The 10642-nt window shown below is 66.0% G+C and carries 10 protein-coding genes; 2 read left to right on the forward strand and 8 right to left on the reverse strand.

Annotated elements, in window-relative coordinates:
* Positions 1-2: 2 nt before the first annotated feature.
* Both ACWEF2_RS02265 and ACWEF2_RS02270 read left to right on the forward strand, forming a co-directional pair.
* Positions 3-1685, forward strand: coding sequence for an amylo-alpha-1,6-glucosidase (locus tag ACWEF2_RS02265; protein WP_453811189.1), 1683 nt, complete (start codon positions 3-5; stop codon positions 1683-1685).
* Positions 1686-1921: 236 nt separating this feature from the next.
* Complete coding sequence (locus tag ACWEF2_RS02270; protein ID WP_453811190.1) at positions 1922-3250, forward strand: helix-turn-helix domain-containing protein; 1329 nt, start codon at positions 1922-1924, stop codon at positions 3248-3250.
* 194 nt (positions 3251-3444) lie between these two features.
* Here ACWEF2_RS02270 and ACWEF2_RS02275 read toward each other — a convergent pair whose 3' ends face one another.
* The 8 genes from ACWEF2_RS02275 to ACWEF2_RS02310 all read right to left on the reverse strand — a co-directional run bounded on the left by ACWEF2_RS02275 (position 3445) and on the right by ACWEF2_RS02310 (position 10609).
* Positions 3445-4587, reverse strand: a complete 1143-nt coding sequence (locus ACWEF2_RS02275; RefSeq protein ID WP_453811191.1) for a methyltransferase domain-containing protein — start codon at positions 4585-4587, stop codon at positions 3445-3447.
* Positions 4588-4607: 20 nt separating this feature from the next.
* Positions 4608-5468, reverse strand: coding sequence for a radical SAM/SPASM domain-containing protein (locus tag ACWEF2_RS02280; protein ID WP_355592547.1), 861 nt, complete (start codon positions 5466-5468; stop codon positions 4608-4610).
* Between the two features lie 146 nt (positions 5469-5614).
* Positions 5615-6472 carry a helix-turn-helix domain-containing protein gene (locus ACWEF2_RS02285; RefSeq protein ID WP_453811192.1) on the reverse strand — a complete coding sequence of 286 codons (858 nt, stop codon included), beginning with the start codon at positions 6470-6472 and terminating at the stop codon, positions 5615-5617.
* A gap of 12 nt (positions 6473-6484) precedes the next feature.
* Positions 6485-6997 carry a DUF6879 family protein gene (locus ACWEF2_RS02290; protein WP_453811193.1) on the reverse strand — a complete coding sequence of 171 codons (513 nt, stop codon included), beginning with the start codon at positions 6995-6997 and terminating at the stop codon, positions 6485-6487.
* Positions 6930-7241, reverse strand: a complete 312-nt coding sequence (locus ACWEF2_RS02295) for a hypothetical protein (protein ID WP_453811194.1) — start codon at positions 7239-7241, stop codon at positions 6930-6932. Before ACWEF2_RS02295 ends, ACWEF2_RS02290 begins: the two co-directional genes overlap by 68 nt.
* A gap of 280 nt (positions 7242-7521) precedes the next feature.
* Positions 7522-8487, reverse strand: a complete 966-nt coding sequence (locus ACWEF2_RS02300) for a pirin family protein (protein WP_453811195.1) — start codon at positions 8485-8487, stop codon at positions 7522-7524.
* Between the two features lie 234 nt (positions 8488-8721).
* Positions 8722-10122 carry a condensation domain-containing protein gene (locus ACWEF2_RS02305; protein ID WP_453811196.1) on the reverse strand — a complete coding sequence of 467 codons (1401 nt, stop codon included), beginning with the start codon at positions 10120-10122 and terminating at the stop codon, positions 8722-8724.
* 25 nt (positions 10123-10147) lie between these two features.
* Positions 10148-10609, reverse strand: coding sequence for a low molecular weight protein-tyrosine-phosphatase (locus tag ACWEF2_RS02310; protein WP_453811197.1), 462 nt, complete (start codon positions 10607-10609; stop codon positions 10148-10150).
* Positions 10610-10642: the final 33 nt, after the last annotated feature.

Genomic DNA, 10642 nt, shown 5'->3' on the forward strand with positions numbered 1-10642 from the left:
CCATGCTCGACCTTCGCGACCTGCGGACGTGCCCCTTCACCGACCGGGGCTCCCGGCTGCTGGTGATGGCCGCCGATGACGGCTCGCTCTGGATCGCCCGCGCCGAGTACGAGACCCGGCTGTCGGACGCCGTCGTGCTGACCGGGCTCCGGCTCTTCTCCGGGGACACCGAGCTGCCCGTACGGCACGCGCGCGCCGACCGGGTCTCCTTCGAGGGCGGCGTGGACCTGGTCTTCGCCGACGCCGGGACGCTGGTGCTGACCGGTTCGGGGGCGCGTGCGGCCTGGGACGGGGGCTCGGCGGAGGTCGAGGGCGCGTTTGTGCTGGTGGGGGAGGAGCGCCGGTACGACGGCCCGGAGCTGCTGGCGGCGGCCGAACGCCGGTGGCGGGGGTGGTTCGGCCGGATGCCGGCCGTACCCGAGGGGCTGCGGGAGCGGGCCGAGCAGGCGTGGTGGACGCTCGGCGTGAACCTGCTGCCCATCGCGTTCGCGGGGGGCCGCGAGGGCGTCGTCCCCTCCAAAATCGGATATGTCGGCGTATGGAACTGGGACGCGTACTTCCACGCCATCGCCCTGCGGCACGCCGACCCCGAACTGGCCCGCGACCAGATCCGCATCCTGCTGGACCACCAGCGCCCCGACGGCCTCATCCCCGACGTGGTCCACGACCTGGGTGTGCTCGCCGAGACCACCGACCTGCCCCGCTCCGACCAGGTCCGCCTGGCCCAGCACGTCGGCCAGGCCGTCGCCGCGGCCCCCGGCTCCGGCTCCGCCGGCTCCGGGCAGGAACAGGGGCAGGAGTCGGGACAGGAGCGGGCCGAGCCCGCGGGCCCCGTCGGCGGCGTGGTCCCGGTGACCAAGCCCCCGCTCACCGCCTGGGCCGTCTGGAAGATCCACGAAGCCGCCCCCGACCTGAACTTCCTCGCCGAGGTCTACGAGCCGATCACCCGCTCTCAGGAGTGGTGGCTGACCGTCTCCGACCCCGACGGGGACGGGCTCGCCGAGTATCTCCACCCCTACTCCTCCGGCCTGGACGACAGCCCGATCTGGGACCACGGCCCCAGGGCCGAGCCCCCGGATCTCAACTCCTACCTCGCCCTCCAGGCCGACCGCCTCGGCGACATCGCCGAGGCGCTGGGCCGTACCGGCGAGGCGGAGGCCTGGCGCGAGCGGGCGGCCCGGCAGACCGCGCTGCTGGTGACCCGGCGCTGGAACGGCCGGCGGTTCGTGACCCTGTCGAAATCCCTCCCCCCGGCGGAGGGCGGGCGGCCCCCGGCCGGGACCGAGGTGGCGACCCGGACCCCGCTGGAGCTGATGCCGCTGCTCACCGGGCGCCTGCCCAGGGAGATCGCCTGGCGGCTGGTGGCCGACCTCCTCTCGGAGAGCTTCTGGAGCGGGCATCCGGTGCCCACGGTGGCCTTCGACGATGCGGCCTTCGATCCGGAGGCGATGTGGCGCGGGCCGGTCTGGCTCAACGTCAACTATCTGCTGATCGAGGGACTGAACCGCTCGGGCTTCACCGAGGTGGCCGAGGAGCTGACCGGGCGGACCTTGGACATGGTGAACGCCGGTGGCGGCCTGTACGAGTACTGGAATCCGCTCACCGGCGCCCGCGCGAGCCAGGCCGTCGCCGGCTTCGGCTGGTCCGCCGCGCTCTTCGTGGATCTGGCCACCCGTCAGGCGTGACCGCCCGGCGGGCAGGGCAGACCGCGAGCGGGCCGTACGGCGCGGTGGCTCTGGCGTCGCTCATGGATCGCGGGCTCCTTCGCGATCGAGGAACCCCGTATGGCCTGTCCGCCTGCGGGGTTTCGCTTTACACAGGGCTGACGGGTGTCATAGTTGAGTCACACAGTGTGCAGGACGGGCCACACAACGTCGCAGTGAAGTCGGTGCGACGGGTGCGACGGATCGCGAGGACAGGCGTGTCTGGACAATCGACATCGAACGCCTCAGTCGAGTGGCGGGAGTTCGGCCGTGCTCTGCGCGCACGAAGGGAGCAGCGTGATCTGAGCCTGCGTGACCTCGCCGAGCAGGTCTGCTGGCATTTCTCAGTGATCGGCAAGTGGGAGCAGGGCAAAAACCGCCCATCCTTCGAGGCGGTCATGGCCCTTGACGCCAAACTCGGCGCCGAGGGTGAATTGGTGTCCCTCGCACTTCGTGCCTCAATGGCCGACACCGACCGGACACGAAGAGGTACGGTCGATGGCAAAACCTCACGCCAAGACGAGGATGATGAGATGGAACGCCGTGTCGCGTTGCAGTTCCTCGCCGCCCTTGGCGCCGGGACGATCGTGCCCGTCAACGTCGTTGACACGATCCTTTCCGGCGTGAATCGCGCGGCCGGTGAGGGAGACGATTTTTGTCTCGACGACTGGGAGGAGGTTGTCTGGGAATATTCCTACCAGCTCAACACCGGCCCATTCGGATCATTGATCCGCGACGTGTCGGCAGACTTGGTTGACATCGGCCGCCTTCTCGACGCGGGTCCATCTGAGTTCGTACGTGTTGGATTGTTCCGCATCAGCGCCCAGCTTTCCTTCCTGCTCGCCGAGGATCTCGCGAATGTCGGGGCGAGGAGCGCGGCTCGCCGGTGTTACCGTGCCGCTCATCGGTCCGCTGACGCCTCTGGCGATCGTGATCTGCGCGTATGGATGCGTGCAAAGGAAGCGCAGCGGGGGTTCTGGCAGGGGCGGCCCGAAGAAGTTGTCCTTCGACTGGCTGACGACGCCGTACGGCTGGCCGGAGACATCCCCAGCTCGGGAACTGCTGCGGCCTACAAGGCGCAGGCGTTCGCTCTGGCGGCACAAGGCGACGCGGACGGTGCCCGAGGCGCGCTGCGGCGCGTCGGCGACGTTTTCGAGCGACTGTCGACCAACGTCACCAACGACCCTCACCTCATGTGGGGCTTTCCGGAAACCGACCTTGTGTTTGGTACAGCATACGTTTCGTCTCTCATCGGAGACAGGCGAGAATCGCAACGGGCAGTGGATCATGCGCTCGCCCTTTATCCACATGAGCGCGTTTACGGCATCGCCAACCTGAGGCTCATCGAGATCATGAACGCCGTCCGACACCGGGACGACGTCTCAGGTGCTCTCGACTACGCTGTCTCGACCGGCCAGAACATCCCCGTTACCGCAGCGCGCCGGCGGATTACCGGTCAGATTGTCGAGGCCCTACCTCAGGAAACCCGCGCCCTTCCCGCTGCCCGCAAACTTCGCTTTTTAACCGCTAACCTAAGGTCATCCTGAGTAAGGGCTCATCGTGCTCCAGGGGACCTCTCTAAACAAGAGCACGCCTAATATTGGTGACGCAACCAGGCGGTGTGATGATCGCTGGTTGAGCAACTGAAGGAAATCGCGTTCCCCGCCGTACGAAAGCCCAGGTGAACAAGATCGGCCCCGCGAACGCGGGGATGGTCCGACCGATGGTGGGTTACGTGGGGCTATTGGATGACGGCCTTCCACCCGCCCCGTGTCAGGGTGACGCGGCCGTCCGGCCGGACCACCGCCCTGGCTCCACGCACGGGCAGCTCGCCGTGCTCCAGCCAGTGCCGACGGATGTCATCGACGAGGTCCCATAGCCGCCGCTTCCCTCCTTGATGGATGGCCGATCCTCCCTCGGGAAGGGAGGTCGCCCGCGCCCAGGAGCCGTCCTGGTGCCAGAGGTAGGCCGCGCGCTCGCCGCTGTCACCCTCGGTGAAGTCGTGCTGGATGCCAGGCTCGGTGATCTCCAGCATGGCTGCCAGGTCCCACGACTCTGAAGGGAAGACGACCGGATACGGGCTCAGCGCCACAGTCTCTCCCTCCCCGTCGGCTTGGGGCGGCCGATCAGGACGTGGTGGATACCTCCCGGCGCCCGCCCGGGTGGGCATGAACATCGCGCGCTCCCACTCGATGCGCCCCACCGCAACGCCGCGCTCGTTCTTGGTCGCCGTCAAGATCAAGGAGGTTCCGGCGATCACCGTGACCAGCCGTCCGCCCGGCCGCAACGCCTCCAGCCAACTCGGGGGAACGGGCCGGATCCCGACCATGGAAACGATGCGGTCGAAGGAGCCGGGAAGCTCCTTGCGGGCGTCCAGGGGCAGCATCGTCGGGCGGTACCCGATCGCGGCCAGTCGCTCGGCTGCGGCATCCACCAGGTAGGGGTCTACGTCCAGGCTGCTGACGTGGTGGTCGCCGAGCCGGTGGCAGAGCAGCGCGGCCGAGTACCCCGAGCCCGTAGCGACGTCCAGCACGTCGGCGCCCGGGTAGACGTCGCCGTACCCCAGTATGCGGACCACCAGGCTGGGCAGGGTTGATGAGCTGGTTGGCAGCCCCTCGCAGGTCGCTCCCGGCTCGGTGTGGTCGGCATGGTGGCCGTCGACCTGCGTGACCAAGGTCTGGTCGGCGTAGGTCGCGGCCAGCCACGCCTCCTCATCGCGCGGACCAGCCCAGGACATCCACTGCCCGAAGGGCACCCCATCCGGGGTATCCCACCAGGACGGGACGAACCGGTGGCGCGGCACCGACGCGACGGGTTCTCGCCACGACGAGTCCCGCCCCGTCACCGATTCGGCCAATCGGGCGGCGAATGCCTCCCAGTCCATGGGCGTGGCCTCTCTTCGCATTAGTCGGGGTCGCAGGGCTCGTACTCGGTTTCGGCGGGCGCGCAGTCGCTCCCGTCACCGGAACTCGGCTTGCAGTCCGGGTTGCAGGTCCGGTTGTGGCGCGGCGCGGGCACGGTGGCGACCAGCTCGCACCAGCGCGGGCCACCGATGATGTCGCCGAGCGGCGTCTCACGGACGTTGCCCGCCGTCATCCACCGGGACATGACGCAGGGCCAGACGTCCCCATCGGGGTTCACGGCCGCCTTGCCGTCGCCGCACCGCCCACAGAGCTTGGATACGTCGTTGACGGGCCGATCGCCGACGCCCCGGCCGTAGGGGCGAACCCAGTCCGTCCCGATGGTCACGACGCCCATGCTCTTGAGGTCTGCGATGGCCCCCTGCACATCTTGGTCGTCGTGGACGCCGACGATAGCGGCCCTGATTTTGATCCCCAGCTCCAGCGCCTTGACGATGTTGGCCCTGGTGCGAGTATGGCTGCCGACCCTGCCGGTGATGCGGTCGTGTTTATCGGCCTGAGCGGAGTAGTAGCTGGTCGCCAGAGAGACACCCGGCAAGCAGAACAGCCTCCACCAGGAGTCGCGGATAGCCACCAAGTTGGAGAAGACCTCCACAGTCGGACCATAGCCCAAGGCGACCAGCAGGATCCGCTCGAAATCCGGGTGGGTGGTCGGCTCACCACCGATGAGCTGGACGCGGGTCACGCCGAGGCCGGCGCCTTCCTCCAGCAGTTCCGTCCAGTCGGACAGGGCCATGGTGCCGTGGCCGCCGTTCGGGCCGGAGGCGGCGTAGCAGTGGAAGGGGCATTCGAGGGGACACTTGCCGGTCAGTTCCAGGTCCAGCCTGGTGAGGGTTGCGGACACGGGTTCTCCTTTCCGGTGGGGGTGGCTGACCTTGTGGAGGAGGCCGCTGGGGCGGCGGGGATGGTCGGCTCGGCGACCTGTCCTTCGCTGAACCCGGCGGCCATGGCGGTCATAGTTCGAGCGTTGAGGCGCGTTCACCTGGGCGTCTACAAGGTTTCACGAGATTGCAGGAACTCTCGTGCCCCCTCGATCAACTCGCGGGCTGCGGCCCCGTAGACGGCCTGCTCCTGAAGGGCTGTGAACGCCTTGAGGAAGAACGCGAGGTCCTCGGCCCGCGTTGTCTGGAAGCGCCCTGTCCACAATTCGCTGCGCACGAGGGAGGCGTCGAACATGTAGAAGCACTCGCCGCCCCAGAGCTTGCGGAAGCCCGGCGGAATGATCCCCAAGGCCACATTGGGCAGACGGGTGACACGCGAGAGGAAGTCGAATTGCTCGTTCATGGTGGCCAGGTCGCCGAAGGCGTAGGTAAGGACGGCGGCCTCCATGACGAAGCCATACATGTGGGCGGTGCCGCCGGTCACCAGGTGCTGGCGCTCCAGCCGCGCTTGGACCGCCTCCTCCACCCCGTCGAGCGGTAGTCCGTGAAGGGTGGCGTTGGCAGTGAGGACGCCTCGCAGGTAGCCGGGCGTTTGGAGGATGCCGGGCACTACGATGGCCTCATAGGCGCGCAGGAGCCTGGTCTGCTCATAGAGGGGGGTACCGGCCGCCTGGATGGCCTTCTGGCTCTTCTTACGGAAATCCTCCCGATACTCCTCCCACATGCGCCGTACGTCGCGGTAGACGGCGATCAGTTCGGGGATGAGCCGGTCCGCGCCGCAGGCAATGGGCCAGGCGCGGATGTCGTCTTCGGACGGATTCTGCCGGGCGTGCTCGATGCGCGAGATCTTGGTGGGGTGCAGGCCGGTGAGAACGGCCAGTTGCCTGCCGTTCAGCCCGGCGTCGCGGCGGAGATCCCGCAGCCTGATCCCGAATGCCTTCTTGGCTTCGGCCGACTGGTCTTGCACGGCTGGGGTGTCTTAAGCGGGCTTGTACTCGTGATGAGGGATGGCCAGAGCCCAGGCCGCCTTGAAGGCGTCCAGGCACAGCTTGACCACCTCAGGCTCGGTGTAGAGCTGGATTCCGGCGCGGTCCCCGTTGCCGTCAAGGACGTTGAACACGGCGGTGTGACCGTCCAGCACGAAGAAGTCATTGCCAGGCAGGGGCAGCGTGGAGGTCAGCCGCCGGGGGAGCCATCGCAGATCCTCGCCCGCGTCTACGGCCGGACCGCTGTATTGGACGGCCATCCGCTGATAATCCGACAGGGGTTCAGAGATTACGCGGACGCGCCGTAGACGCTCCCCGGCCTGCTCCATCTCCGCGACGCTGTCCGCCCAGACCTGATAGGAGGCCGCCACGGCGTCGAGATCGCCCGCCAGGAACAGTTCCAGGTCCTCGGCGTCTACCGCGTAGAAGTCGCGCTGTTCAAGTTTGAGGGTCTCGCGCACGTCCTTGAGCAGCTCCGACCGCTGCTTGGCCGAGATCAATTCCATACCGCTCCTCGACATACATCTGAACGAACCGCTCGGCCAGCGCCTCCGGGATCTCCAGAAACGTCTCGTCATCTCCGAGGGCGCGCAACTGAGCTCCGATGCCGTCTTCTCGGCGAATGCCCTGTACTACCCAGCTCTGGCGGTCCGTCCGGTAGAAAGCGGGGCAGTCGTCCTTCGTCTTGGAGGTGGGGCTTTTGCAGTAGAAGGTAAGCCGTACGTCATCGCCGTTGCTGGGGTGTTGCATGAGATTGCACCTCCGAGGTCGCGAATCGCCTCCCCGAGGGTGCATGCCGTTCCGACTCGCGTCAAGCGGTCTTGAGCGCAGTTGGCGGGCGAGGCGTTGGCGGGCTTCCTACGCTGAAGGAGAGGCTGAGACGGGCATGGTGGTTCACATGTCCCCGGGGTGTCCTCGCCGGGGAGGCTGGCGAGGACACCGGGGGCGACCGGCGCGGGTTTCCCACCCCTCTTGCGGGGTCTTCTGGGGTGGGGTGGTCGTCGGCGCTCTTCGTGGATCTGGCCGCGCGTCAGGCGTGACCGGCGGGGATGGTGCCGAGACGCCCCGCCTGGTAGTCCTCGAACGCCTTGACCAGCTCCTCCTGCGTGTTCATCACGAACGGCCCGTAGTGCGCGACCGGCTCGCCGATCGGCTCTCCGCCAAGCATGACGACCTCCAGCCCCGAGGTGGGCGAGGCGGTGATCGTGATGGTCTCGGCGTCGGTGGCGAGGCCCGGCCGGTTGCCGAAGCCCTCGAAGACGGCGAGCTGTCCAGCGCCGATGGGCGCCTTCTCCGCGCCGGCGCCGCCCTTGCCGGACAGCACGTACGCCAGGGCGTTGAAGTCCTTGCGCCAGGGCATCGTGAGTTGTGCGCCGGGGCTGACGCTGGCGTGGAGCAGGGTGATCGGGGTGTGGGTCGAGCCGGGACCGGTGTGCCCGGCCACGTCACCGGCGATCAGGCGGACCAGGGCGCCTCCGTCGTGGCTGCTGAGCAGGACGACCTTGGCACGTCCGATGTCCTGATATTTCGGGGTGAGCATCTTGTCCTTGGACGGCAGGTTCACCCAGAGCTGGATGCCGTGGAAGAGCCCGCCCTGCTGGACGAGCCACTCCGGCGGGGCCTCGATGTGCAGCAGCCCGGATCCGGCGGTCATCCACTGGGTGTCCCCGTCCGCGATGACACCGCCACCGCCGTGGGAGTCCTGGTGGACGAACGTGCCGTCGATGATGTAGGTGACGGTCTCGAAGCCCCGGTGCGGGTGCCAGGGGGTGCCCTTGGGCTCTCCGGGGGCGTAGTCCACCTCGCCCATCTGGTCCATCATGATGAACGGGTCGAGGTACTCGGGCTTGATCGTCGCCAGTGCCTTGCGGACGGGGAAGCCCTCTCCCTCGAAGCCGCTCGGCGCGGTTTCGACGGCGAGCACCTTCCGGCCGATTCCCAGGTCCTGCGGGATGCGGGGCAGGGTCAGCGGGTTCTCTACGGTCACGGCGGGCATGTGGGGCTCCTTTCTGCGGGGCTCGCCGGTATCAACTCAGTTGATTCTTCAACTATTCCGCGGGGGTGCCGCCACCCCTCAGCCGGACACCTCCGGCGGGACGAAGTCGACGACCGGGTCGCCGTCGTGCGGCGGCGACCCCCGGCCACGACGGCGTCCTCGGGGAGTGTGAACACGCGGTTTGACCTGAATGGATGACCGGCGGCGGCCGACCACCCCGCCGCCGGCGGCCCTTCAGGGCCGATCATGAGGAACCGACCGCCGGACGATGTCCTGCGCCTCGCGAAACGAAAGATCAGAGCGACTGGCCCCCAAGATCAGATGATCAATGGCCAGCAGGCAGTTCACGGCCTCTCGGCGCGTCAACATGGCGGTGTCGAATTCCAGCCCCAAGCGCACGCCGGTGGGAGCGGGATGATAACCCAGGTAGAATGCGTACCCTGTCGCTCCAGGTTCGATATCCCCGAATTCTCCGAAGGTCGGCGACATGTGGTCGAGCCTGTCCAGGGGAAGGCCGGATCCAGCTACGGGCAGGCACCATCCAACTATGTCATTCACCACGAAGGGAATTGAGGGGAGATCAAAATAGGGGTCCAGATCGCCGGAGACGGAACGTTTAAGTTGCTCTGAGTCAAGCGGGTTGTATTGGCTGTTGGCATACGCGGCCCGCGCTGACCTTTCGGCATTCCTGACGGTCGACGTGAAATCCGCCCCGTCGAGCGTGAATTCTGCGACTCCAAATTGAAACAGGTTTCCGCAAGATTTCGCCCAGGCCCCAGAGCGATTTGCGCATGCTATCTCTATGATCATGCCGGACTGTTCGGCAACGGTTGCGTATGCGAATGTCGCTGCTGCTAGAAGCAGCGTAGAAGGCGTGGTGGTGTATCGGCGCGCCGCGACTGACGCCGACGACGCGAGCCGGGGCGACACCATGGAGATGGTACGGGTTCCGTCGATCGAGTCGCCATGGCGCCGACGAGACTGCTCGGAGCCGTAGTATCGACGTAACACTTCTTCCCAGTATTTGATTGTGCGAGTATTGCGAGCCTGGCCGTCCGGGGACTGCTGATAGGCGGCTATCTCCAACTGCCGGAATGCGACACTGTTATTCTTTGGTGCTTTTCCCGGCGACAGCAGGGTCCTGAACTCCCGCTCAAAGAGGAAGCTTCCGAACCCATCCGTTGTCAGGTGGGAGAAAATAACCATAAGAAACGCAGGGGCTCCCGCCCTGCAGACGAGGCTTGCGCGGTAGGGCCACGTCGATCCCAGGTCGAACTCTTCCCCGTATAGCTGTACGAACAGAGACCGGCACTCTTCGGATTCGGCGGAAAATGAGTCCGGCCGGTGAATGACATCAATTTCCACCTTTCCGCTCCCCATGACGCGCTGCCTGAGACCGCCGTCCGCGTCAATTTCGTACACGGTGCGAAGGTTTTCGTGCCGCTCGATCAGGGCAAGAAACACCTCGGAAACACGCTCAAATGACACGTCTTCGGGAATCGTGATGAACGCGCCGATGTTGAATTGACTGCGTGTTCCCGCCTCGGCTCTGTGGATCATGTTCCACATATAGGTTTGTGCCCACGTAAACGGGCCGAGGCCGTCGGTAAGCCCGGAAAACTCAACAGTCAGCATATTCGATCCTCTCGGAGATCGGCAGCTAAGGCTCCAGCTCCAACTGGATCCAGGCGATCAGTCCGGGCATGGCCGTTTCGATCATTCGAAGGGCTTCGTCGAAGCCTTCCAGATCCCCGAAATACGGGTCTGGAATATTCAAATCCTGGCTACTGGCTGGATCAAATTCACGTAGCAGGCGAACCCGTAACGGGTCCGCGAGGCCGAGGAGAGTGGACTTGTGGCCTTCGTCCATCGGCACCAAAAGATCTGCGGTGAGATGAATGTCATTGACATGTGAGGCCGAATGTTCGGTTGGATAACCGTTCCGCGCCAATACCGTGATTGATCGCTCATCCGCAGGGTTGCCCGCATTCCAATCTTCTATGCCCGCACTGCTGACAGTCACTCTATCGCTTAGTCCAGCCTTGTGGAGATACTGTTTTGCGACGATCGCGGCCATGGGGGATCTGCAGATGTTCCCAGTACAGATGAATGAAACGTGCAAACGCTCCTCCAGCCCTTCGGTGGATGGGAGTTC

It is taken from the genome of Streptosporangium sp. NPDC004631, assembly GCF_053601935.1.